Source organism: Stieleria magnilauensis, assembly GCA_007753675.1.
In the GTDB taxonomy this organism is placed as follows: domain Bacteria; phylum Planctomycetota; class Planctomycetia; order Pirellulales; family Pirellulaceae; genus Stieleria; species Stieleria magnilauensis.
The window spans coordinates 4,440,066-4,464,670 of sequence record CP036432.1 but is presented as its reverse complement, the minus strand read 5'-3'; the positions used below and the strand labels follow the sequence as shown (position 1 = coordinate 4,464,670).

17 protein-coding genes are annotated in these 24,605 nt (G+C 60.4%); 5 read left to right on the top strand and 12 right to left on the bottom strand.

Features of this window, described 5'->3' with window-relative positions; translation table 11 throughout:
* Positions 1–38: 38 nt before the first annotated feature.
* A complete protein-coding gene (locus tag TBK1r_RS15825; RefSeq protein ID WP_145212452.1) occupies positions 39–737 on the bottom strand; it encodes a LuxR C-terminal-related transcriptional regulator in 699 nt (232 codons plus the stop codon).
* A 371-nt stretch (positions 738–1,108) separates the two neighbouring features.
* On the opposite strand from TBK1r_RS15825, the gene TBK1r_RS15820 reads away from it, so the two are divergent.
* Positions 1,109–2,293: a cytochrome-c peroxidase gene (locus tag TBK1r_RS15820; RefSeq protein WP_419581392.1), complete on the top strand. Its 1,185-nt coding sequence runs from the start codon at positions 1,109–1,111 to the stop codon at positions 2,291–2,293.
* A 19-nt stretch (positions 2,294–2,312) separates the two neighbouring features.
* Here the strand turns inward: TBK1r_RS15820 and truB are convergent, their stop codons facing one another.
* Positions 2,313–3,203: a tRNA pseudouridine(55) synthase TruB gene (gene truB, locus TBK1r_RS15815; RefSeq protein WP_145212449.1), complete on the bottom strand. Its 891-nt coding sequence runs from the start codon at positions 3,201–3,203 to the stop codon at positions 2,313–2,315.
* Positions 3,204–3,322: 119 nt separating this feature from the next.
* Between truB and TBK1r_RS15810 the strand changes: the two genes are divergently transcribed.
* Positions 3,323–3,850 (top strand): NUDIX hydrolase, encoded by a 528-nt coding sequence (locus TBK1r_RS15810; protein WP_145212446.1) that lies wholly within the window; start codon positions 3,323–3,325, stop codon positions 3,848–3,850.
* A 154-nt stretch (positions 3,851–4,004) separates the two neighbouring features.
* Here the strand turns inward: TBK1r_RS15810 and TBK1r_RS15805 are convergent, their stop codons facing one another.
* Positions 4,005–5,024 (bottom strand): DUF3500 domain-containing protein, encoded by a 1,020-nt coding sequence (locus tag TBK1r_RS15805; RefSeq protein ID WP_145212443.1) that lies wholly within the window; start codon positions 5,022–5,024, stop codon positions 4,005–4,007.
* Between the two features lie 257 nt (positions 5,025–5,281).
* Between TBK1r_RS15805 and TBK1r_RS15800 the strand changes: the two genes are divergently transcribed.
* Both TBK1r_RS15800 and TBK1r_RS15795 read left to right on the top strand, forming a co-directional pair.
* The gene (locus TBK1r_RS15800; protein WP_372895848.1) at positions 5,282–6,055 is read left to right on the top strand and encodes an AraC family transcriptional regulator; all 774 of its coding nucleotides are present in this window, start codon (positions 5,282–5,284) and stop codon (positions 6,053–6,055) included.
* A gap of 92 nt (positions 6,056–6,147) precedes the next feature.
* The gene (locus TBK1r_RS15795) at positions 6,148–7,791 is read left to right on the top strand and encodes a sulfatase family protein (RefSeq protein ID WP_419581391.1); all 1,644 of its coding nucleotides are present in this window, start codon (positions 6,148–6,150) and stop codon (positions 7,789–7,791) included.
* 49 nt (positions 7,792–7,840) lie between these two features.
* Here the strand turns inward: TBK1r_RS15795 and TBK1r_RS15790 are convergent, their stop codons facing one another.
* Positions 7,841–10,183, bottom strand: a complete 2,343-nt coding sequence (locus TBK1r_RS15790) for an efflux RND transporter permease subunit (RefSeq protein ID WP_145212440.1) — start codon at positions 10,181–10,183, stop codon at positions 7,841–7,843.
* A 163-nt stretch (positions 10,184–10,346) separates the two neighbouring features.
* Between TBK1r_RS15790 and TBK1r_RS15785 the strand changes: the two genes are divergently transcribed.
* On the top strand, positions 10,347–11,690 hold the full coding sequence (locus TBK1r_RS15785; RefSeq protein ID WP_145212437.1) for a hypothetical protein: 1,344 nt from the start codon (positions 10,347–10,349) through the stop codon (positions 11,688–11,690).
* A gap of 36 nt (positions 11,691–11,726) precedes the next feature.
* Here the strand turns inward: TBK1r_RS15785 and TBK1r_RS15780 are convergent, their stop codons facing one another.
* The 8 genes from TBK1r_RS15780 to TBK1r_RS15745 all read right to left on the bottom strand — a co-directional run bounded on the left by TBK1r_RS15780 (position 11,727) and on the right by TBK1r_RS15745 (position 24,532).
* Positions 11,727–13,640, bottom strand: a complete 1,914-nt coding sequence (locus tag TBK1r_RS15780; protein WP_145212434.1) for an AAA domain-containing protein — start codon at positions 13,638–13,640, stop codon at positions 11,727–11,729.
* Complete coding sequence (locus TBK1r_RS15775) at positions 13,637–14,413, bottom strand: 3-keto-disaccharide hydrolase (RefSeq protein ID WP_145212431.1); 777 nt, start codon at positions 14,411–14,413, stop codon at positions 13,637–13,639. Before TBK1r_RS15775 ends, TBK1r_RS15780 begins: the two co-directional genes overlap by 4 nt.
* Positions 14,414–14,754: 341 nt before the next feature.
* Positions 14,755–16,089 (bottom strand): ABC transporter permease, encoded by a 1,335-nt coding sequence (locus TBK1r_RS15770; RefSeq protein ID WP_145212428.1) that lies wholly within the window; start codon positions 16,087–16,089, stop codon positions 14,755–14,757.
* Between the two features lies 1 nt (position 16,090).
* Complete coding sequence (locus tag TBK1r_RS15765) at positions 16,091–16,912, bottom strand: ABC transporter ATP-binding protein (RefSeq protein WP_419581390.1); 822 nt, start codon at positions 16,910–16,912, stop codon at positions 16,091–16,093.
* A gap of 7 nt (positions 16,913–16,919) precedes the next feature.
* Positions 16,920–18,770 carry an efflux RND transporter periplasmic adaptor subunit gene (locus TBK1r_RS15760; protein ID WP_145212425.1) on the bottom strand — a complete coding sequence of 617 codons (1,851 nt, stop codon included), beginning with the start codon at positions 18,768–18,770 and terminating at the stop codon, positions 16,920–16,922.
* A gap of 344 nt (positions 18,771–19,114) precedes the next feature.
* Entirely contained in the window at positions 19,115–19,816 is a 702-nt protein-coding gene (locus TBK1r_RS15755) for a lipoate--protein ligase family protein (RefSeq protein WP_145212422.1), read from the bottom strand.
* Between the two features lie 23 nt (positions 19,817–19,839).
* Positions 19,840–23,295 carry an ABC transporter permease gene (locus TBK1r_RS15750; RefSeq protein WP_145212419.1) on the bottom strand — a complete coding sequence of 1,152 codons (3,456 nt, stop codon included), beginning with the start codon at positions 23,293–23,295 and terminating at the stop codon, positions 19,840–19,842.
* 265 nt (positions 23,296–23,560) lie between these two features.
* Entirely contained in the window at positions 23,561–24,532 is a 972-nt protein-coding gene (locus tag TBK1r_RS15745; RefSeq protein WP_419581389.1) for an HlyD family efflux transporter periplasmic adaptor subunit, read from the bottom strand.
* Positions 24,533–24,605 lie beyond the last annotated feature (73 nt).

The following is a 24,605-nucleotide window of genomic DNA, read 5'->3' as shown; positions in this document are numbered from 1 at the left end:
CCGCGGATCGTAGCGGCGAGTCTCGAAACCTCGCCCACTTAAACGGCCAAGGCGGAAACCTGATCCGCATTCCGCGCCGTTTTCCACTGCGTCTCCGTCTCGGTGTTGGTCCATTCTCGAAGCATGTCGAGCTGCGCGAGCTTGGAAATCAATTCCGCAAGCGTGGTTGCGTGGAAGTGTTTCATGATCGCGGCGCGGCGGCGTTCGACCGTTCGATCTGAGATGTCCAGCTCGCGTCCGATCACACGATTCATCTTGCCTTGCATGATCCGCTCCGCCACCGCGCGTTCCTGATCCGTCATCTGGCTGGCGGCATGTTCGAGCGACTCGAGTTGCTTCGTCATCTGCAGGTGTCGACGCACACTCTCGGTCACATCTCGCGCCAGGTGGTGACGCCGCTCGATCGGGCCGCCGTCGTGCTGAGCAACGCCCACGGTATGGATGGAGAGGACGCGGGGATTGCCCGTCGCGTCGCGAACACAGCGGAGCGCGTGAAGGCTGCCGCCGCCGCTGAGGTTAGCGTGCTGGCATTCAGCGACATCGTCGTTAAGCGGGTCGCCCTGGCAAAGGAACGATTCGTATGACAGACCCGCCATCGAATCGGGGGCGTAGCCCAACACGTTTTCGACCGAGGGGCTGACGTAGGTGATCTCCGACAGGCCGCGGTGGGAAATGAAGAAGTAGGGGGCCACAAAATCGGTCGGCCGAGGCTGGTCCAATGCCCAATCACTGCTCACGTCAACGGCTCCTGTTTAATAATCGGTCTGCGAGTCATCAAAATAGTTCACCGTTGTGGCGTTCCCACGCAATACCGCCGTTCTGACCGGCAACCCTCAAGTGGGGCGACGTCTCGTGCCGGAGTTCGATGGGGGCAAGACGATGGGGGCAAGACGATGGGGTGGCAGAATGATGGGGTGGCAGAATGATGGGGTGGCAGAATGATGGAGGAAATGGATTTTGGGGATCGGTGATGGGGAGAGTAGGACAATGGTGGCGCGAATGTCTGTGGGTAGAATGGTGTTGGGCGGCTGGGGCTGGGATTGTCTTGCCCCCATCGTTTTGCCACTTCAGCCTGCGGGTTGTCCTGAATGATGCGGAGAGGTTTGGTTTGTCGGTTCAACCCTTGATCATGAATCTGTTGGTGGCGGTCCTGCTGCCCGTGTGGATGTGCTTTGCCGCGGCGGCGGATGATGCCGGCGGCTCGCCCGCGTCCGCACCACAACGCAAACTCGATCTGCCTGCGACGCCCTATCGCTACAGCGACTTGGACGTGCCCGCAGCGATTGCCGATCAACTCCGTCGACTGGACAACACTCCCGCAGACAATCCACTGACCGACCACGGGGCGACACTCGGCCGCGTCCTGTTCTACGACAAAACACTCTCAGCCAACGGCACAACGTCTTGTGCGACATGCCATGAACAGCAGCACGCGTTCAGTGACCCTCGGGCGAAAAGCATCGGTTTTCGAGGTGAAGCGGTCAGTCGGAACTCGATGAGTCTTGTCAATCTGCGTTTCTATGCTCGCGATCGGTTCTTCTGGGACGAACGGGCATCGAGCCTGGAAACGCAGGTGCTGATGCCGATCGAAAACCCTCTTGAGATGGGGCACACGCTCGAAGCATTGGTGCAACAGTTGGCGGATGATCCGATCTATACGCCATTGTTTGCCAACGCGTTCGGCGATCCCGCGATCACGAAAGACCGGATCGCCAAAGCGCTCGCGCAGTTCGTCCGTTCGATCGTTTCCTTTCGATCACGCTACGACCTCGGTTTGCAACAGGTGAAGTCACCGAAGGATGATTTCCCAAGTTTCAGCGACCAAGAGAACCTCGGCAAACGACAGTTCTTCGGCCGCGCGCGCTGTGCCGAATGTCATCTGCCCGATCACGATGATGTCGGCCTGAAACAGTGGGCGATCTTTCAATTGAGCGAACCGGGGAACAACGGGATCGATAGCGATGGCCCCGACGTTGACGCCGGAGTCGGCTCGCAGTCTGGGCGGATGCAAGATCGGGGAAAGTTCAAGCCGTCGTCGTTGCGGAACATCGCGCAAACCGGTCCCTACATGCACGACGGACGATTCGTCACGCTGGACCAAGTGATCGAACATTACAACTGGAGCGTCCGGCCGCACGCAAACCTGGACCCTCGACTGGCGGACTTTGCCGCCAACGGCCTGGCCTTGCCAGAAGTCCCCAAGGTTGCACTGGCGGCGTTCCTTGCCACGTTGACCGACCAAACGCTGCTGACCGATCCCAAGTTTTCAGATCCGTTTGTCGCTCAACCGTAGCGAGTCCCGCTGGCAGGCTCTAGTCCGGAAAGACTCGCTTCGGGCACCAGCTCGAGTGCTTCTGGACCAAGATCGCTTTGAGGTGTCCATCGGGGGTGATCGCCGCAACATGTTCGGGATCTCCCTCCGCGCCACGGGGCGTGTCGGGTTGCCGGGTGCCCAGGCACAACCCGTTGGCCAAGCGTTTGCATTCGTCTGGATTGACGATCAACCGGGGCAGGTGCGAAACGCCGATCGCCGCGGGCAACAGCAGGGATTCGATTTCGTTTTCACGGAGCTGCGTTTCGGAAATGGAATTCGAGATCGAAAACTCGCCGACGCGTGTTCGGACCAGCGACGTCATCACCGCGACGGTGCCGACCGCTTTCGCAACGTCCATGCCCAGCGTGCGAATGTAGGTGCCGGTTCCACAGGTGATTTGCAGCTGCAGATCGGGGTAGCGATAGGACAGGATTTTGATCGACTCGATGTGAACCTTTCGGGCGGGCATCACCACGTCCTGGCCTTCGCGGGCCATCGCGTAGGCCCGTTTGCCGTCGACTTTGATGGCCGAATAAGCCGGCGGGATCTGCTCGATCCTTCCCGTCAAGCTGCGGCACGCCGAAGCGAGTTCGTGGGCGCTCGGGATCGGATGATCGGGATACAGCGTGGGTTCGAATTCCATGTCGCCGGTCGGGCTCTCGGCGGCCAGTCGAAACGTCGCTCGATAGCTCTTGGAAGCTTCATGCACGAAGGGGGTCAACCGGGCGGCGGGCCCGACGCCGACGACCAGCACGCCGCTGGCCAGCGGATCAAGCGTGCCGCAGTGCCCCACCTTGACCTTCCGCCCGCGCAGTCGGCCCTGGACGATGTTGACCAAGTCGCGTGATGAAAAGCCGATCGGCTTGTCGCAATTGAGAAATCCGAACATGTTGCCTTGGTACACAGGGTGGAGGCCGCGGGGCGGTGGATTGTCCATCAACGGAGGGACCGCGTAACATATCCGGCTGACGAATCAAGACAACATGCTGACAGAAGGGTTGACGACTGATGAGCCGAGACGATGATCCCACAGAACCGATGCTTTTGAAGGGGGCCAGGTTCAACGTCCACCGGATGACGTTGACCGGCGACGATGGCCGGCTTTATCAACGAGAGGTAATTCGTCATCCCGGTGCGGTCGTGTTGTTACCGATCCTGGAGGACGGCCGCGTCGTTCTGATCGAAAACACCCGACCGACGGTAGGCGAGACGCTGCTGGAGCTTCCGGCCGGTACGCGTGAATCGGGCGAAGAGGCCGTGGTCACGGCGTCGCGAGAATTGATCGAAGAAACCGGCTACCGGGCAGGCAAGCTGGAATTGATTCATGAGTTCTATTCCGCGCCGGGCATTTGCGACGAACTGATGCATCTGTACCGGGCGACCGAGTTGGTCGCCGGGGATCCTGACCGCGAAGCGACCGAGTCGATCGTCAATCGGATCGCGACGCGGGACGAAATCAAAGCCTGGATCGCCAGCGGAAAAATCCGCGATGCGAAGACACTGGTGGGGCTGTACGCGTGGTTGTCCGCAGATTGAGTCAGCGTGGCGCCGGCGTGTTGTGCCGCGAACCGAGTTGCGTCTTGATGCCGGTGGATGATAGCGGAAGGGCGCGAGCCCTTCGGTGTTGCCGCAAACCGGACGGCTCCCGCCGTGCCGCTAAAACGAATGCCCTACCGGACGGCTCGACGGTTTACGGCGTCAAATCAAAATCGCCGGACAGGTCGCGCCAGACGCAGTGGATATGGTTGGCCGGGTTGCCGGCGGCATCGGCTTGCGTGTTGACGAACTCGATCAAAAACCGTTTGCCCTGCACGCGGTAGTAATGCCCGATACCCGGCTTGGTGGGGCCGGCCCAAGCGAAATGCACACCGTCCCAGCCGTCTTCTTCGATCTGGGCACGGCGTTCATCGGCGACCGGTTCGGTGACGGCATCGATGTAGGTGTTGACCAGTTTGGTCAGCAATGCCTTGGACTCCTCGCTCATTTCGCGATAGGTGATGCCCACCGGTTCATCGACCTTTGCTTGAGCTTCGCCGGCGAAGCGAATTTCTTCGGGCGCATCTTGGTCGATGATCGCGATGTCTTTTTGGCCGGTCTCGAGCGACGCGACCAGATCAAATGCGAGTTGTTCTTCGTCTCTCAGCACGCGCGTTCCCTTGCCCAGTGGTCCGGAAACGTCGTTCATCACGGTGGCGGGATTGGCGGCGAAGAATTGCGGTGTGCTGTCGACCAACGCGCCGTCGCTGAAACTGAAATTCATCGACAGGTGGTGTCCTTCGAAGCTGAGCCCCCATTTTCCTTCGTCACCGGGCGTGCCGAAGAGGGTCACAAAGTACTTGTGCGGATCGCGTTCCCAGGTGCGGTCTTCCCCTTCCAGTTCCCTTAACACGCCTTCGAGCAACATGATCTTGCTGGCCTTTCCGTAGCCCGCTTCGCTGAGGGCACTGCGAAGCATCCGCAGGGCGGCCACCCGTTGGGCGGCATTCATGTTGCGAAGCATCAGACCCTTGCGAGTCTTTTTCGGGATGAAGTGCCAATCGACGCGTTTGTCGCTGTCATAGGGCATCGTTGCGATCGATTTCTGGTCGTCGTCCAATTGTTCCAGGAAATGATTGGCGAACAGAGCGACTTGAGAGCCGGGGGAATCGGCGAGCTTCAGCCCAACACCCGTCAAACACAACAAAACAAACGCAACGGATAGGATTCGCATGGAAAGAGATCTCACGAGGTTGGTGGGGAGAGTAGGAGGCGGGTGTGGGGGGGAATTGCCGACAGCCGATGCCAGGACGCGGCCATCAGGTCCCAGCCATCAGGTCGCCTCGGCGAGGTGCCGTCGGCCCCAATTCTAACGCAAGGCGGCGTCGCTACCCAGTCAGGCTTCTCCGGGGAGATCGGTTACAATCCAATCTTGTTTTGTTGACGACAGTGCGTCCTCCACCAAATGCATCGCATGGACGACCGAAAAAAATGAATGTATCCCCGCCCGGCAACCCCCGTCAGCTTCAAGAGCAGTTTTTTGAAGCGATGGGTGGGCCTCAGCAATTTCAGCAACTGTTCGCCTATCTCCCGGACGTCTACTTTTTCGTCAAGGATGCCCAGAGCCGCATGATGGCGGTCAGCTCCGCCATCCTGAATCGACTGGGGGTGTCCAGCGAAGCCGAAATCATCGGGACGTCCGACTACGATCATTTTCCCGCACAGCTTGCCGATGAATTTGTCCGCGACGACCGGACGGTGATCGAAACCGGCCGACCGTTGATCAATCGTGTCGAAATCTGGTACACCGAACATCGCCTGCTGGACTGGTTCGTGACCACCAAGCTGCCGGTCCGCAACAACCGTGGCGAAGTGATCGGGGTGATGGGGACGGTGCGGGATTACAATGGCGCGCGTGCCGAGATCCAAGCTTACTCGCAAATTGACGACATCTTGAATCACATCCACCAAAACCTGGATCGCAAGATCGGCGTCAACGAACTGGCGGCGATCGCGGGCGTTTCATCACGCCAGCTGCATCGTCGATTCGTGGAATTGTTCGGGTTGAACGTGCAAGAGTTCTTGGCCAAGACGCGGATCAAAGCGGCCAGTGACGCGTTGATCAATACCGACATGAGCGTCGGAGACATCTCCTTGAAATTCGGTTTCTGCGACCAAAGCGCGTTCACGCAACAGTTCAAAAAGCACATCGGAGAAACTCCGCTCAAATTCCGCAAACGCCAACGCGTGCTGCCACGCATTTGATGGAAGCTCTCGACCCCCTGCACCCCACACGACCTGCTCCCCACACGACCTGCTCCCCACACGACCTGCTCCCCACAAGAAATGACTGCCTGATGACACGTTCCTGTTGGTTGATTGAAATGCGAAGCCTCGTCGGTCTGGTTGGGTTGCTCTGCGGATGGGCGGTGATGCTTCCGTCGGTTTCCCAGGCCCAGGCCCGGCGTCCCAACATCTTGATCGCGATCTCCGACGACCAGTCCTATCCCCATGCTTCGGCCTATGGCGACGCGGCGATCCGGACCCCGAGTTTCGATCGCGTGGCCAAAGCCGGCGTGCTGTTTCAAAACGCGTTCACGCCGGCGCCGGGTTGCAGCCCGATGCGGGCGGCCTTTCTGACCGGCCGCGAGATCTGGCAGATCCGTGAAGCCGGGACACACGCAAGCTTTTTCCCCACCGATTTGCCGGTCTTCACCAGCCAATTGGAAAAAAGCGGTTACCACGTCGGGATGACAGGCAAGGGCTGGGCGCCAGGCAAGGCCGTCGGTTGGCCCCATAACCCGGCGGGCAAATCCTACGGCAAGCGAAAACTGAAGGCTCCCAAGGGCATCGCCTCGAACGACTACGCCGCGAACTTTGACGACTTCCTCGACGCCCGCGGCGACGACCAACCGTTTTGTTTTTGGTTCGGCGCTTCCGAGCCTCATCGGGTGTTCGGCAAGGGGTTGGGCAAAGCAAACGGCATCGACACCGATGCGATCTCGGTGCCCAAGTTCCTGCCCGACGAGCCGGAAATCCGCAGCGACATCGCCGATTACATGTACGAGATTCAATGGTTTGATTCGCACTTGGGACGCATGTTGGATCGACTGCAGCGCGACGGCGAACTGGACAATACACTGGTGATCGTCACCAGCGACAACGGCATGTCGTTCCCCCGTGCCAAAGCGAATTTGTACGAGTACGGGATTCACATGCCGCTGGCGATCGCCTGGCCCGAGCGGATTCCCGCCGGTCAAGACACCGATGATCTGGTCAGCCTGATCGATGTGACGCGAACCATTTTTGCCGCCGCGGGCGTCGTGCCCCAGCAAGCCGATCAGTTACCTGGCATCAACCTGCTGCCCCGATACAGCAACGAAGCCGATAAGGTGTCGCCATCGCGCGACGCAGTTTATAGCGGTCGCGAACGTCACTCGTCGTCCCGGTTTCGTACGCTGGGGTATCCCTGTCGCTGCGTCCGAACCGACACCCATCTCTACATCCGCAACTTCGCGCCCGAACGGTTCCCCGCCGGGACGCCGCAGAAATACAACCGCGCCAAGTACGATGATTCCGGCAAACTGGTCAGCTTCGAATTGGGGCCGGCCGACGGCGGCTATCACGATATCGATGCTTGTCCGACGCTTGACTGGATGATCGCCAATCAGGATCAACCGGACGTCGCTCGGCTGATGCAATTGTCGGTCGGGTTGCGTCCCGGCGAGGAACTGTATGACATCGTCGGCGACCCCGATTGCCTCAATAATCTGGCAGCCGATCCATCGTTCGGAGAGATTCGGGAGCGTTTGTCGAACCTGCTCGACAGTTATCTGCGTCGTACAGGAGACGTCCGCGTCACCGCGCCCGAGAAGGCGAACGTGTGGGAGACCTACCCGCGGGTCAGCGGTCTGCGCTGGTTCCCTGAACCGGAGTGGGCACGGCAACATCCCGAGTGGGTTCCCGAGCAACCGTGGCTGGAAGCACGCCGGCCGAAGTGAAACCGGCTGTCGGCGTGAGGCAGGGACAGGCTGAAGGCCCATCCCGTGTTTAGCGATCCAGCGTGCGAACCAGCGTGCGAACCAGCGCGGGCAGGACACTCAGGTTGATCAGCGTTCCGATCACCAGCGTCCATGCGACCAGTGTCCCGAAGGTCGCCGTGGGAATGAACTCGCTGGTCGACAGCACGCTGAAACCGGCGACCAGTGCGAACGTCGCCAACATCACGGGGGCGCCGATGTTGCCGGCCGCAGACACACACGCCTGACCGGGGTTGCGGCCGATCGCTCGCCGACGCCGATACACCGTCAACAGGTGCACCGAGCCATCGATGGACAGTCCCACCGAGACCGCGGCGATCATCGCGGCGCCCATGTTGATTCGGCCTCCGCCGAGCGAGACGGTTGCCAACACCAAAAACGCGGGAAGCAAGTTCGGCACCAACGCCGCCGTCGCCAGACGCAAGCTGCGGGTGGCGATGCCCATCAACAGCCAAATTAACAACGCCGAAACAATGAAGCAGCGCCACTGGTCCGACACCAACTGGTCGACCAATCGCGTCATGATCACGTAGTACCCGGTCACGGTGACACGTTCGGTGACCGGCTGTTCGCTGCTTGGTTGTTCCGTTGTGGTTGGTTCGGTCTCCGAGTCCCAACGCTGCAAATGTTCCGATGCGATGCGTTGCACGTTTGCGATTAGTTCGCGTTTGGTGTCGGCCGACAATCCCTCGGGGCTTCGCAACATGATGCGCAACTTACGCCGCTGCGGTGCCGCGCCGATCGGTTCGGAAATCAACGCGCCGATGAAGGTGGGCAATCGCGTCCGCATCGCGGCGATCCGCACCGATGCCGGCATCCATTTTCCGGCCGACGAACGCCCCAGGACTTCGGTGGCATCGGCGATGCTGATCGCCTTGCTCAAACCCGAATCGCCGCCGAGTTCGCCGAGCAGGTCGCGTTGAAGCGTTTGCACTTGCGACAGGAATGGATTGGACAGGGTCGCGGGCACATCGAGCACCAGATCCCAAACCCCCGCTCCTCCCAAGTTATTTTCAACGTTGCCGTAGTCCTGGACGATCGTGCTGTCGGGACGAAAGTTCCGTAAGAAACTGGTCTCGGTCTCGCCCCGCGTGACGGCGACGATGGCAACGACCATCACGACGGCCGCACCCGAAACCGTCCATTTGCGATGCACGGCAAACCAGGCCGCCACACGAAAACAAAGTCGACGCAAGGTGCGTGTCAGCAGATGCCGTGTCGGCACGATGCGTCGAATCCAACGAAGTTCGGGAAGCATCAAGCATGTGGGCGTGAACAGCAAGATCGCGACAAACACGTTCATCGCCGCCAGTGCAACCATCAAACCGAACTGACGCACCGGCAGGATTTCGGAAAAATAGAGCGCGGCGAATCCCGCCGCATCGGTCGCGCACGTCCAGAAGATCGGCGCGGCCATCCGCTGCATGACTTCTTCGGTCGATTCGATCTGAGAGAACCCGCGGCCGCGGCGGCTGTGATAGCGGACGCCCAGGTGTAGCACCGCGGTGACCGCCACCACGGTGACAATGGCCGTCAGAATCGATGCGATCAATGACAACGAGATGCCGGCCAAAAACATCGTGGCTTTGGTGAGCACGACCGACCACCCGATCACCAGCGCCAGCAGCAGCACCAAGCGCAAGTCCAACAGCGCCAGGGTCAACACCAGCGATAGCAACGCAATCGTCACGATCGCCAATCGCGCACCGTCGCGACGCACCAAGGCAAACGCTTCGTCGACGAGCACGGGTTCGCCGACCAGCGAAACGTTGCTGACCAACTGCTGCTGGGACCACCAGGTGGTGATGTCGCGCAGCCCCGCCACGGTCGACGCGGTTTTTTGGTCGTCGATCATCACCACGACCGCCGCGTGCGAATAGTCCGCCGAATGGGTGTAGCCGGAAAAAATGTCGCTCAGACCCTTGCCGACCGGGTCATCGGGACGCATCAGCGCCGGCGTCTCGTCAGCCGGCGATGCGTCGCCGTTCCCGAACGGCAACACGTTGACTTTATTCATCCCCTCGGCCGCTTCGTTGAGCACCCAAGGTGAGAGGGTGGCGGTGACTCCATCGAGCGCCCTGACCTTTTCGGTCAATTGGCGGCTCCGCTCGATGCCGCCCGCCGTCGGCAACGCTTCGTCGCGGTACATCAGCACCAGCACGTCGTCTTCGCCGAACCAACGTTTCAGATTTTCGTATTGTTGCAGCGTGATGTCTTGATCACCGAACAACGACGAAACACTTTGTTCGGTCGTCAGTCGTGTGGAGATGGGGTACGCGCCGGCCAGGGTCACGATGCCGAGGGCCATCAGGACCAATCGCCAACGAATCGCGTATTGAATCAAGAACTGCATCGCGACAGGCTACGTGGACGCCATACGGCTCGTCAAGCATGCACAGCATGCCCTACGATGCGATCTGGCGTGTATCGCGTGCCCGACCGTCGGTCAGGCTGATAGAATTGGCGGCGTCCTCCCCGCGTCGTCGCATCCAGGTTGTTACCCCAGAGCCGTTCCCTTGCCCTCTCGATCAAATCTCCGAATACTGCTGTTGGCCGTCGGGCTGACGCTGTTGATTCGAGGTGGGGTGATCTATTTTGACTCCGACGCGTTCGTCGCGGATCCGGATGCCTATCGGGTGATCGCGAAAACGCTGCGGCAATCCGGTGTTTTTGGTCTGACCGGTGCGGACGGATCGACGCGAGCGATCGCGTTTCGGCCGCCGCTGTATCCCTGGTTGTTGTCGATTTGCATGCCCGACGGACAACTGTCGCGACTTGCCGTCGCAGCGCTGCATCTCGTCTTGGCCGCATTGACGGCCTGTTTTGTCTTCCTCTCGACGCGGCATTTCGCGGCGCAGCTTCGTGAGTCGTCTCGGTTCGACGGCGGTGACCGCCTGGGTTTGGCGGCGGTTGTCTTGACGGCAATCGACCCGATTCTGTTGCGGCAATCCGTCGAAGTGATGACCGAAACCTTGGCCGCCACCTTGGCTGCCGCGGCGATCTGGTTGTGGAGCGGATGGAATGCCGCAGGGGCGACCTCCGCGCGCAAGCGTGGTTCGATCTTTTTTCCCTTGGGAATCGGCGGGGCGCTCGCGTTGGCCTACCTCTGCCGGCCGACCTTTCTCGTCTGGGCCGTGCTGTTGGTTGTCGCCACGCCATTGCGTTTTCGAAACCGACGCGGTGTGAAATCCGCCCTGGTGATCGCGTCGGTCGTCGCCCTCGCGGTCGGCGGCTGGACGTGGCGAAACATGCGCGTTTTGGGGCATCCAGTCTGGGCCACAACCCATGGCGGATACACGTTGTTGTTGGCCAATAACGAGTCGTTCTATCGCTATCTTTCTGAAGGGCAATTCGGGCAAGCCTGGGACGCGACGTCGTTCTTGAGCGCCTACGCGCATCGTTACGAGGGCGACCCGCGCGAGGCGGCGTTTTGGCGACGCGATTGGACCGGGACACCGAATTACGACGCCGCGGTCTCGGAGGTTGACGACGATCGTTTGTGCTATGAATCGGCCGTGGCCACGATCAAGCGGCACCCGTCTGTGTTCGCATGGTCGATGGTCGTGCGTGTGGGGCGTCTGTGGAGTCCGTTTCCGCATGCGGTCGCGGGGCGTTCCACGCCGGCCACCCTCGCGGTGGGTTTGTTCTACGTCGCGCTGTCATTGGCGGTGATTGTCACAGTCGCGCGGCACCGGCGACGAGTCTTTGGCAGTCGCTGGTGGGCGATCTGGTTATTGGCGATCACGCTGACGGGCGTCCATGCGGTCTACTGGAGCAATCTTCGAATGCGAGCCCCGATCATGCCCGCGATCGCGATCCTGGCGGTGTGTAGTGTGGTGGGTAAACGTAGGGCATGCTGAGCATGCCGGGAGTCACGCACTGCGTGACGGACTCATTCAATCGACGCCGAATTCGAACACGCTTCGATAGGCGCCTTGTGATTCGAAGTATTCGAGCATTCGGCGGTAAAAGTCGTTGCCGCCCAGTGTGGCGCTATCGCCGATCACGATCAGCTTTCGTCGGGCGCGGGTCAGTGCGACGTTGGTCCGCCGGGTGTCGGCCAGGAAACCGATTTCGCCGCGATCGTTGCTGCGTGTCAGCGTGATCAAGACGACTTCCTTTTCTCGGCCCTGGAAACCATCGACGGTATCGATTTCAACGTCGCGCAATTCCGGGCGATTGCGGAGCCAACGCACCTGGGCCGCGTAAGGGGCGATGATGGCGATTTGATCGGGCAGCACACCGGCCTCGATCAATTCGGTCGCGAACCGGGTGACCAGCTTGCCTTCGCCCGGATTGAGTTTGCTTTCGCCGTCGCGTTCAAGTTCCTCGTTCAGGTTGGCACCGGCCGTGTCGACCAACATCAAGGGCTCTTCGGTCATCGGCGACGACTGGACATTCGGAAGGTCACTCAGTCGATGCTCGACAACGCTGCGATCGGCGACCAGCGAATCGTCATAGAACTCTTGTGAAGAAAATTCCATGATCGACTGGTGCATGCGGTACTGTACCGTCAGCCGTCGATAGATCGATTGGCCTTCGCGTTCGATCAACCGATGCATCATCGAGTCGCGCATGCCTTCGGCGGCTGCCTGGTCGGACAACACCGTCGGCGGAAGCTGGCAGTGATCGCCGGCCATCACGACCATGTCGGCACGCAAAACCGCTTGCCAGACACTTGATTCGGTGCACTGACACGCTTCGTCGATCACGACCAAGTCGAACCGAGCGTCCCCCAGCAAGTCTTCGTCGATCGTTGTCGTCGTGCAGATCACGTCGGACCCTTCGATGACGCCCCGGACAACGCTGCGTTCCAACGATCGAATTTGGCCGCGGAGATCACCGGCGGTGGAGTACAACAAGCTACGTCGCTTCTTTCCATCCCGCCCGCGATGCGACCGCGCCGCCGAACGCATCAATTCGGATAACTCGCGTCGCATGTCGCGGATCACCGCCGAGGACGGGTCGGCGTCGACGAGTTCGTCCAGCGTGTGACCGCGCAACGATTCGAACACTCGAGCCGGGTGGCCGACCCGCAGCACGTTGGGCAGCATCGCGACCAACCGTTCCAGCAAGTTGTCGACGGCCGTGTTGCTGGGGGCACAGGCCAACACGCGGTCGCCACGCATCACCGCTTGATAGATGACTTCGGCCAGCGTTGTCGTTTTGCCGGTGCCGGGCGGGCCGTGCAGGATCGCGATGTCGGGCGCGGCCAGCGCAAACAGGACCGCGTCCCGCTGTGGCGGATTCAAGTCGCTGCGGAATTCGATCGGATCCGGATCGCCGTAGCGGATGGGGCGCTGTCCCAGTAAGAGGTCCCGCATCTGCTTGGCCCGGCCGCTGGCGCAGCGTGCCGACGCCATCGCCGCCAGTTGTCGGCGACGGGTGGTTTCATCGGGTGAAAGATCCAGCCGAAAGTACCTTGCGTCGGGCCACTTTTCCGACGCCACCTGGATCACCGATTGGCTGCGACGACTGACGACGCCCGCGATCCCCTGGTCGCCCGGATCGTCGGCATCAGAAATCACGACCGGTGATCCGACTTTCAATCGATTCAGCGGTAACGGTTTCCCCCCAACTTTGGCGAAATCGAACAGAAACCTTCCGGCGAGCCCGGTCTGGTGGTCTTGAAGTTGAAGCCCCAGAATCGTCTCGCCGGTTCGCTCGGCATCACGCGTGTTTCGCATCTGCCGTCGCAGCGCCATTCGGGCGCGTTCGGCGTCCGCTTCCAGATCCAACCAGGACGAGAGGACGTCGAAGTAGTCGTCGACGCTCAATCGGTCGAGAGGTTGTTTCGCGGTGATCGTCATTCGATTGGCGTTTCTTTTTGCCCGTCACGGATGTACGGTTTGCGGGTCTGTTCACCCTTGACCGGCGTCAATTCGCGAACCCAGATGTTACGGAACCGGACCGGGTTGCCGTGGTCTTGGATCGAAAGCGGCCCTCGGGGCGGATGCGGCTTGTAAGCCGGCGGGCGGTTGTAGGGCGTGTCGCCGAGTAGTTCAAAGTGATTCTGGATGACCACGCCGTTGTGGATCGCGGTGATGTAAGCCGGCGACTTCAACGAACCGTCTTCGTTGAACCGCGGTGCGGTCCAGATGATGTCGTAGGTGTTCCACTGACCGGGGGCGCGCATCGCATTGGCCATCGGAGGCGTTTGTTTGTAGATCGCGCCGGCCTGACCGTCGTGATAGGTTTCGGCCTGGTACGAATCCAGAATTTGGATTTCATAGGTGCCCATCAAGAACAGTCCGCTATTGCCGCGGCCCTGACCGTTTCCCTTGGGAGGATTCGGAGCCGACCATTCGATGTGAACTTGGCAATCACCGAACTCGTCTTTCGAGACGATCTGGCCCTTGCCGATCGTCACCACCCCGTCGGCGACCGGCCAGTTTTCACCGTTTTTCCACTTGGACATATCCGTCCCGTCGAACAGCACGATGGCATCGGACGGCGGATCAGCAGCGGTGGGCCCGGGCTGGACGACCGGGGGGGCCTGCCACGTGATGCCATTGAGATATTCGCCTGCAGGGAGCGGAATCGCCACCAACGCGAGGGACGCGATCAAGAGGATTCGTGACATGATGATTTGCACGGAGGGGGGGGAGAAGTTGGAGGGACGTGAATCAGAGCGGCATTATGGTCGCTCGACGTCGATGCCGCCAGCGTCCGACGGCTTGGAACCGTCTTATCGCTTGTGGGGCGTGCCAGCGACAACCCTCGAAAAGAACACCCACCGATGGCAGCGCGAACCCACGGATGACAAGGTGCAAAAAATCCGTGGGTTCGCGCTGCTATCGGTGGGCTCAGTGGTGCCCCTTTTCCGCTCCGCAATCGCAACCCAAAATCTAATCTGGACGAAGCGTTCGACAACCACGTGCGGCAGGCTCCTCCACGATGTGGAGCGAGCAACCTCGGGCTGTCCTACTCGTGCCGCAGGGCTTCGATCGGGTTCATCCGCGCCGCTCGGATGGCGGGGTACAACCCGCTGACCAAGCCGACCAGGACGGCGATCAGGACTGCCAACGGAATCGTTTCATAAACGATCGTCGGTTTGGCTTCGCGAATCGCATCGGGCAGGGCGGCGAACTTGTCCGGGAATCCTTCGCGGACGATATAGATCATGCCCTCGTACATTGCCGGGCCGAGAAACCCGAGCAGGATGCCGAGCGCGGCGCCACAGAAACTGAGCACCAACGTCTCGACCAGGAACTGACGCACGATGTCGACACGTTTGGCGCCCAACGCCCGGCGAATTCCGATTTCGCGTGTTCGTTCGGTGACGCTGGCCAACATGATGTTCATGATCCCAATCCCGCCGACGATCAGCGAGATACAGGCGATCAAGATTCCGATGCCCAAAAACATCAATCTCAAATTCCGTGCCTGTTCGAGCAGTTCCAGCGGGAAGACGACGGCAACGTCGCCCATCTTGGCATGGTTTCGATCCAGCAAACGTTCGATCATCGCCGCACTGGAACGCACCTCGTCGACACTGCCGACTTGCAAGGTGATCTGATTGAGTTCCATGATTTCGATTTGGAACTGTCCACTCCGGCGGGTCACGATGCGGTCGCCGACACGGCTGCGAATCGTTTGGATCGGCACGTAGACGTCAGACGAAAAATCCTGTGAATCGAGCGATCCGCCGATGGCCGCGGAGGGATTGCGGGGTTCCAAGACACCGACGACGCGGTAGTAATCCTTGCTTTCGGGAATGTAAACGCGTTTCCCCAGCGGGTCTTCGAAAGGGAACAACCGTTCGGCGACGCCGGCGGAGATGACGCACACGGTATCGGCGAGAATGCCATCGGCATCACTCAAGAAACGGCCGCCGCGGTTTCGAATGGCCAGCGTGTTGACGTCGGCGTAGCCGGGCGTGCAACCGACCAGACGTCCGTCGATGGTGCGATCACGAAACGCGAATTGACGCCGGATCTCGCGGATCGGCACGGCGGTCTTGATCGTCGGAACGCTGGCCAGAATGGTGTCCAGATCGCGTCGCAGCAGACCGTACTGACTGGCGAACCCGCCGGCGGCCAGTTTTTCTTCCGGCGGTTTTTGGCTGCGAACAATGATCGTGTTCGCACCGAGCGATTCAATTTGTTTCTGAACTTGATCGCTGGCACCCTGGCTGACCGCGGTCAACAGGATGACGGCCCAAACACCGATCAAGATGCCGAGCATGGTCAATCCGCTGCGGAGCGGGTGGAGCGCGAGGCTTTTGACCCCGAGTCGAAGCGTGCGGAGCCAAATCATCTTAACGGTCGCCCTCTTTCAACAGTTGCTCGACATGCTTGCGTTGGAAATCGCGAGCGGCATTGCGGGAGTCTTCCGTGTTGATTTCGTCTTTGTGCAATTTTCCGTCCTTCAAACGCACGACACGTTTTGCCCGCGCGGCAACGAAGTCTTCGTGGGTGACCAAAATAATCGTTCGGCCCTCCTCGTTGAGCTGATCGAAAATCGACAGGATTTCTTCGGTGGTGACGGAGTCCAGGTTTCCGGTCGGTTCGTCGGCGAGCACAAAGTACGGGTCGTTGACCAGCGAGCGGGCGATCGCGACGCGTTGCTGCTGTCCACCGGATAATTGCGTGGGCCGGTGATCCAGGCGATCACCCAAGCCGACGCGTTCGGCCAGTTCGATCGAACGGGCGCGTTCCTTGGCTCCGATGTTGCCTTGGTAATACAGCGGCACCTGAATGTTCTCGACGACACTAAGCTGTTGGATCAGGTTGTACGATTGAAACACGAACCCGATCCGTTGGGAGCGGATCTCGGCGAGTTCATCGTCAGTCATCTTGGCGATGTCATCGTCGCCGAGCATCAGCGACCCCTTGGTCGGTTTGTCCAGGCAACCGAGCAAGTTGAGCAGCGTACTTTTTCCGCTTCCCGACGGTCCCATGATGGCGACGTAATCGCCTTCGGGAACGTCAAACGAAACGCCTCGCAGCGCTTTAACGGTTTCACTTCGGAGCACGTAGTGCTTTTGCAGGTTGCGGATCGAAGTGGCCAGGCGTTTGGGCGTGGTCGCGCCTGCACTCGGATCGGCCTCGGAGGACCGGTAGGCATCAGTCATCGACATGTCCGGATCAACCTCCCGCCCGCTGGCGGATCATTGTCATGATCTCATCGCGGGTGACGGCACCGTCGCCGTCGTTATCGGCGGCGGAGATTCGGTCACGGAAGTTGGCGTCGATCGAACTGAGTTCCTCCGCGGAAATCGTCCCGTCGCCGTCTTTATCGCCGCTTTCCATCATGCGGGCAACGATCGTCGCCGGGTCGGGACGGCCACCGCCGCCGCCACGTCCTGCGCCACCGGGGCCACCGGGGCCACCGCCACGTCCCGCACCACCGGGGCCGCCACCGCCTTTGCGTCCACCACCACCACCACCATCACCGTCTGTCGGTCCGTCTTCGATCTCGATGGGTTTGGCATTGGGGTCGACATCGGCGATCTCACGCATTTCGCTGTTGTCGTCGGCGGAGACTTCGGGCAGCTCCATCAAGTCCAGGTGCTGACGCAGATTGAGTACCACTGATTCGCCTTCCTTCAGGCCTTCTTCAATCGTTGCCATCGTGTCATTGGTTGCACCGATGGAGACTTTGGTCGTTCGGAACGACTCCGGTCCTTCTTTGACCAACGCGAACATACGGTTGTCGTGTTCGTAGAGCCCTTGGATGGGCATCTGAATTGCGTCTTCGAGTTGCTGGACGAAGATCTGCACTTCCGCGGTCATCCCGGTGCGGATGTTTTCGGGGGGATTCAAGATGTCGATCAACACGGCGTATTCCTTGATGCCCGAGCTGGTAAAGCTACTCGGTTCGGCATAGCGATTGACCTTCGTGACCCGGCCTTTGAGGGTCAGCCCGGGAATCGACGAGACGGAGATCTTGACCGCCATGCCTTCGCGGATCAGCGTGATTCGTGACTCGTTGACTTTGCTTTTGACCTGCATCTTGGTGGGGTCGGGCAGATAGATGATCTCCTGGCGTTCTCGGACCGACGCCCCGGCTTCGACCACAAACTCGGCGTTCCCACCGCGGCTGCTGTATTTGTTGGCGTGCACCACGACGCCAGACGCCGGAGCCGTCAGGATGCAATTTTTGATCTGTTCTTTGGTGTCGGCCAATTGAATCTGCTGTTCCAGCAGCTCGCTTTCGTAAGCGCTCAACTGGGCCTGGGCAGATTCGATATCGCTATCGAACTGGACCAGCATCTTTTTCTTGGTCAGGTTCTGGAGCACACGTAGGCGGCCCTCGGCGGCTTCGAGCTCATTGCGAGCCTTGGCGACGGCGAACTTGTCGGCATCGAGCTGCAGCGACTTGATCAGCCCCTTGGCGACCAATCGCTGGCTGCTTTCAAGCGCCTTTTGGGCTTTGACCAGGTCTTGTTCGGCGATCAGTTTTTCATTTTGGATCGCACGTTCGTCGGTCATGTAGACGCCTTCCAGGTATTCCTGGCGGGCGATTTTGGCTTGCTCGACCTGGGCCTTGGCGGTCGTCACGTTCGCTTCGGCCGCGATCACGCGAATCTTGTCTTCGTTGAGTGTCTGTTCCAATTGAGACGAATCCAGCTCGACCAACTTGTCGCCTTTCTCCACTCGCGCGCCCTCATCGATCACCCACAGGATCGAGGTGCCGCCGGTGCCGCTGCCCCGCGACTTGACCAGACAGACCACGGCGATGTTGCTGCTGCTCTCGATTTCCCCTTGTTCCAGCACGATGTGATCGAACGGGCCCTTGACGACGTTTGCCGTGATCAGCTCGCCGGACTTGCTCCCGTCGCCGTTGCCATAGAACAGCGCGTAGCCGATTCCACCGAGAATTCCGGCGACCACCAAACAGGCGACGACGGCTCCAAGTGCACCGCCTCGACGCGGACGCAGTGGCGAAAAACGGGAAAACGACGTGCTCTCAGCGGGGCGCGGGTTCAATTTCATTAGAAAACCGTAGAAACGGAGGGCAGGATGTCTTTGGGGGCGGGATGTCAAAGCACACAAGCCGGATGCGAGAAGGGGGCCATCTGTTGAAACCCTGGTTTCGCCAAATGGTTCCGCTCCCATCCAAATTTCAGCCATGAACATGTTCCAACGCATGCGGTCTTGCGGGGCGTCGACCGCCGAACCGGGCCGACGTGTCAGGGGGCAAGACGTGGCTTGGGTGGGCCGAGAACGGCAAGCGGCGAGCGACAGGCCAACGCCTCCGACCACAACGGCCCCACATGTTAGTCTACTCGGGTGACAAATGGGACAATGCCAAAACTTGTCGTCGACCGGACGAAATTTCAGTGCCGGAAACGCCAGTCTTCGCAACTGTAACGTTTTGACACCAGCTCAGCCGCTCGCGCCAGGATGGGGTCGGGGATCTGGTCCGGCAGCGGCTCGAATCGTTCGGCGAAATCGAACTGTGCGGCCAAGTCATCGGCCAGCATCGCAGGGTCCAGCGGAACATTGGTGAGAAAGGACTGGTGGTCACGGCCGTCGCGATAGTCGGGCTGGCGCGGTGCGAAATCCAAGCACTGCGCCACGTTTTCCAAATCGGCCGCGTATAACACGGTGCCGTGGTAGAGCACGTGGCTTCGTGTGACCCGCAACGCATTGCCGGAAAACTTGCGGTTCCGCCAGGTCAAATCACAAATCCCCTGCAGTCGGATCTCGGGCAGCTGACGTTGTGCCGCCGCCAGCACACGCTGCATCACAAACGTGTGGGCTTCGTCGATTTTGGCGAGATGGGGCGAATGCTCCAGCGACAGCACGACACTGTACATCAGACAACCCGGCCCGCCGACGATCGATGCCCCTCCGCTGCAGCGGCGATAGATCCCGATGCCGTGACGATCACAGTGCTCGCGGTCGGTCTCGCGATCCACCTTGGACGATCGCCCCAACACGACCGTCGGGCTGGGAAACTCCCAGGTCCGAAAACTGGGACCGATCACGCCTGATTCGGCCCCCAGTAAAAACGCCTCATCCAAGGCTAGCAACATCGCAGGGTCCAACACGGTTCCTCTCACGTTCCCCTCAACGATTGCAACAGCGGCATCCGGACGACCTTCATCGCCGCCACCAGTCCCGCGAGGAGTCCGAAGACGACGATCGCGAGCACCACGACGATCGGTTCGAGGATCGGTGGCCGCACCCCGCCCGTCAGGGCATGGGGCAGCACCGCGACGACCGCACAGGCCACACCGCAACCGATGCCGATCAACAACAGGGACGCGGTTTCGCCCATCACCATCGCCGCCAAGCGGACTTGGGTGAACCCGATCGCCCGCATCACGGCAAGCTCGTTGCGGCGCTCGAGTACATTGCGCAATTGTGCGATCGCCAACCCGACGGTGCCCAACAACAGCCCCAGTCCGCCCAGGCTTTGGAACGTCCTCAGGTACGTGTTCTGGACCGCCATCATGCCGCTGAGCACTTGGCGGGCATCCGAAACATCAAAACCGATGTCGCCCAATCGGGTTTCCATGGCTGAAGCAATCGCGTCGGAGTCTTGTTCATCGGTGTTGATCAACACGTAGCGATAACCGCTGATCTCAGGAAACGAGGCTTCGAAATTGGCCTCCCCCACGATCAGCCGACCTTGCAACAGGGAGTTTTCGAGCAACCCGACGACCTCGAAGTGAATCGTGCGGTTGTCATAGAGAAACGCCTTTCGTTCGCCGATCCCCTTGATCATCTGCAGACTCCACATCGCCGTGTTCTGATCGACGATCATCGGAATCGGATCGTCTTCGCTGCCGCTCGCTTTGCGGCCGAGTAGCGACCACGCCGTTTGGCCTTCGGCGTCAGGAGCGGCCGAGGCGTAGAAGCGAAATTTGCCGAGTGATTCGGCGGCCTGATCGGGCACGCCCAGCACGGTCGGCTCGGTGGCTTGGTAGAGATTGTTGCAACTGGCGTCCTGCCCGCTGCGGACACGCAGCGAAACAATCGTCGCCGACGAGACGAGTTCGGCGTCGTTTCCCAACAGCCCCCTTTGAACGTCGGGGTCGGCCAGGTCTTCGTACAACGGCTGGGCGGTCTCGGCGACCAGGTCAAACCCACCGGTGCCTTCATCGGACGGTTGCAACCGAAACGCGGTGATCGCGACGATCAAAAACGACGCGGTCGCCATCAATCCGATCGTCAACGTGCTCCGCAGCGGCGCCCGCGTCGAATTGCTGCGGGCCAGTCGGCCGAGTGAATAGCCGGGGGCGGAATCGTGATCGCGTTTGGATTTGCGCAGCCCTTCATAGACGAGCATCAGGATGGCGATCAACAACAACATGCCACCCCCGACGAATCCGCCGGCGGCGGTTTGGCCGCCCGACATCGCCCCTGCGATTCCCGCGCCGATCGCCATCACGAACAACCCGATCGCAATCCGACGCGGCCACGAACTGACGTCTTTCTCCGCCTGGACTTCATCCGATGCGTCCGCGCCGCGCAACAATGTGACGGCCTGGTTGTTCAGCATCGATCGCAGCGTCCACCACAACGTGCCCGCTCCGATCAACAATCCGATCAACCCGCCGCCGACAAGACTTTGCGATGTCGCATGGAACGTCAGAAAGGGAACGGTGACCGCGCCGACCCAGTAGGTCCGCAGCGCCGCCAAGACCGCATGGGCGTAGCCGATCCCGCCGGCAATCCCCAGCAACACGCCGATCAACGCAATCACCACGCCTTCGCCGAGGAACAAACGTGAGACCTGTTTGCGCTGCAATCCGATCGCCATCAACGTTCCCAGTTCGCGGCCGCGGCGGACCAGACCCAATCGGAACAACATCGCGATCAACATCACGGCCGAAAAGATCACGAAACAGCTGAGCGCCAGAAAGAGCCCATCAAACGGCGTGGTGCCTTTGGACGCGGCCAGTTGATCTGCGCGGATCGGACGCGGGTGCCAACCGAGTTCGGGCAAGACGGGTTGCAGCGCCGCGACGATCTGTGTTCGCAACGCGTCGACGTCAGCGGCAACCGCCGGATCGATTCGCAAGCCGGTCGTTTCACCGAACCGGCTGCCGAACAAGCGTCGCCCATCGGCCAGCGGAATGAACGCCTTGGGAGTCAGCCGATGGTTCTTCCAATAGTCATCGTCTGCGGCCGGCACGTCGCGGGTCAATTCGAACGGCGTGTCCCAATCACTCATCGAATCTTGATCGGTCACGCCGGGGACCGTGGGGGTCAAATTCGGATCGTTGTAGCGCGTCGGTTCACGGTCAAACACCGCCGGACGGCTGCGGAAATAACGTCTGGCCGGCTCGGTGATCGGCACGATCCCGCTGACGACGGCCTGAAACGTGCGCTCGATTTCCTTTCCGTTTTCGACTTCCGGTTCGAAGTAGGCGATCCGAAGAGTGGCACCCACGTCGACCCCGAGACGTTCGGCGGTCCAGGAGTTGATGACCATCGGGACGACGTCGTTTGCCGGATCTGATTCGCCGAAATCCAGTGGCAACTCGGGCGACGAATCGATCGCCGTGATCGTGCTGTAGGTGACCGTCGCGGATGCTTCTCCGCTGCCATCGAGTGTTTCGATGGCGTTGGCCAGGTAGGTCATCGCCGGTGTCACCGAGCCGGTCGGCAATGCAGCGGTGATGGCTTCGACTGCGGTGTCGTCGAGCATCAAGCGATCGCTGGTGAGGCTGTAGTAATCAAAAATCGTCTTGTCTTGAAAGGTCTTGGTGACCCGTTCCAGTTGCAGCCCCAAGTCCGACAGTCCCACGTGAATCTTTTCGGGATCGATCGTGACCGACGCCAACGCGATGTTTGCTTGTCCTTCACGCTCCAGGACTTCGCCGATGACATCCCGCGACAGGAACACGTTCTTCGGCGCCGCTTGGGCCGGCGAAAGTGAGAACCGCGCCAATCCGCGATCGGGCAGAATGTCGACCACCGTCAGCCGCGGAATTCCCTCGGTTTGAACGTCACGCCGACCGAGCGGGCTGTCCGCCGGCACCGCCTGTTCGACCGGTAAACGCACCGTGACCTGGTCTCCGATTTGAACGCCCAGTTCGACCGCCAACGCTTCGGTCAAGACGATGGTGTCATCACCCGGCATCGTCTTCGGCGCGATGCCGGAAACGTCCAGATCCCAGAACGACTCGTCACATCCGATCGTCTGGACCGCACCGGCACGACGCGAGTCGGCCGATCCGACGGTTTCAATCACCGCGCGGTCGAACAACAACACCGTCGCCAATTGCGAGGGATCCACGCCCAGGGTCGTTGCTGCGTTTTCGGCGGAAAAGAATCCGCCGGGGGCGAGCACTGAATCGATCTTGCCCAGTCGTTCGACCGTCAAACCACGCAGACTGCCTCGCATCGAATCGCCGACCAGCAAGGCGCCGACGATCACCGCGGTCGCGATGGCGACCCCCAACGAGACCGCCAACGACGTCCGCCAGTTGTATCGGACGCCGGAAACAACCATCGAACCGGCACTCAATCGGGCAGGTGCGGCGGGAGGCGGTGGGTTCATCTCAGGCTTCGTTGCGGTTCGAGACATCCGGACAATTCAATGCGGTCGATTGTCCGTCAACGAAGGAGATGTTGCAACGCGTCGGGAGGGGTGGGGGAAGGAGGTGGCGGAAAAACGGGTGGTTGGGGGGATGCTGTGGGAAGACAAGAAAATGGGTGACAGGAAAATCTGAAATCTGAAATCTGAAATCTGAAATCTGAAATCTGAAACCTGAAACTTGAAACTTGAAACTTGAAACTTGAAACTTGAAACTTGAAACCTATCCCTACTCCACGACCAGCGCGCCCGAGGCGCCGGAGCCGATCTTTCCGTCGGGGTTGTCGACGGTTGCCCAGAGGCGGACTTGGCCGGTGACGGGGTGCATTTCGGGGGAGACGAAGGTGACGCGGCCGCGAAGGGGCTCGCCGTCGTTTGCTCCGGCGGGCGTGAATTGGACGGCGCGTCCGACCAGTTGCGGGCCGTGCTTCTTGCCGTCGACAAAGCCTTCGACGCGAATCGGGTCCAGCGAAAGGATGCGGACAATTGGCTCGCCGGCTTCGACCCACTCGCCGGGTTGAACGTCGATTTCCGCGACCATGCCTTCGACACGCGTCCGCACGGTGTGTTGCTCCAGCCGAGTCTGTGCGATCGAAACGGCGGCTTGTTTTTCAACCGCGGCGGCTGCAGCGACCATCAAGTCGTGTCGGGCTTGCTCGATCGCCAACGCAGCCTGGTCGACTTTCAAGCGGATTTCCTCCAGCTCAAAATCGCTGACCGCACCCGGATAGGCTTGGTTGGCCAATCGGCTCTGCTGCATCTCATGCTCGCGGACTTGCAAGGTCCGTTTGGCGTATCGCAAGTTGACGTCGTTGTCGCTTTCCAAGCGAGCGGCGTCCAAAGCGGCTTTGGCGGCGACCAATTCTTTTTCCGCCAAGTCTTCTTGCAAACGGATCAGCACCGCATCGACTTGCACCTGATCGCCTTCCTGCACGTCGACTGATGAAACGACGCCCGGCAGCGGCGCGGCGATGAATGCGTTCTTGATCAACGAGGTCTGGGCGTCTTCGATCACCAACGCATCCGATGGTGACTCGGCGTCTGCATCGACTTTCGTCTCGACGTCGCTCGATTCGTCGGTCTGTGCCGAGACGCTGGAAGCGGAGAGCATCAGTAGCGGGGCGATCGAGAGTGCGAAGCCGGCGATCCAGATCACCGAACGAAACGAAAGCGGCCGGGGGCGAGGGATCGTCAGGGACATGGAAACGCTCTGGGTCGTCGGTAGCAGATGAATGCCGCGCTAGGTTACAAACAAATCACGCGGGTCGGAAAAT

Coding starts and splice junctions, on each gene's coding strand:
- TBK1r_RS15790 (WP_145212440.1), bottom strand. CDS start 10,183: ATGCAGTTCTTGATTCAATACGCGATTCGTTGGCGATTGGTCCTGATG.
- TBK1r_RS15795 (WP_419581391.1), top strand. CDS start 6,148: ATGACACGTTCCTGTTGGTTGATTGAAATGCGAAGCCTCGTCGGTCTG.
- TBK1r_RS15800 (WP_372895848.1), top strand. CDS start 5,282: ATGAATGTATCCCCGCCCGGCAACCCCCGTCAGCTTCAAGAGCAGTTT.
- TBK1r_RS15770 (WP_145212428.1), bottom strand. CDS start 16,089: ATGATTTGGCTCCGCACGCTTCGACTCGGGGTCAAAAGCCTCGCGCTC.
- TBK1r_RS15780 (WP_145212434.1), bottom strand. CDS start 13,640: ATGACGATCACCGCGAAACAACCTCTCGACCGATTGAGCGTCGACGAC.
- TBK1r_RS15755 (WP_145212422.1), bottom strand. CDS start 19,816: ATGTTGCTAGCCTTGGATGAGGCGTTTTTACTGGGGGCCGAATCAGGC.
- TBK1r_RS15775 (WP_145212431.1), bottom strand. CDS start 14,413: ATGTCACGAATCCTCTTGATCGCGTCCCTCGCGTTGGTGGCGATTCCG.
- TBK1r_RS15765 (WP_419581390.1), bottom strand. CDS start 16,912: ATGTCGATGACTGATGCCTACCGGTCCTCCGAGGCCGATCCGAGTGCA.
- truB (WP_145212449.1), bottom strand. CDS start 3,203: ATGTTCGGATTTCTCAATTGCGACAAGCCGATCGGCTTTTCATCACGC.
- TBK1r_RS15810 (WP_145212446.1), top strand. CDS start 3,323: ATGAGCCGAGACGATGATCCCACAGAACCGATGCTTTTGAAGGGGGCC.
- TBK1r_RS15760 (WP_145212425.1), bottom strand. CDS start 18,770: ATGAAATTGAACCCGCGCCCCGCTGAGAGCACGTCGTTTTCCCGTTTT.
- TBK1r_RS15745 (WP_419581389.1), bottom strand. CDS start 24,532: ATGTCCCTGACGATCCCTCGCCCCCGGCCGCTTTCGTTTCGTTCGGTG.
- TBK1r_RS15750 (WP_145212419.1), bottom strand. CDS start 23,295: ATGAACCCACCGCCTCCCGCCGCACCTGCCCGATTGAGTGCCGGTTCG.
- TBK1r_RS15805 (WP_145212443.1), bottom strand. CDS start 5,024: ATGCGAATCCTATCCGTTGCGTTTGTTTTGTTGTGTTTGACGGGTGTT.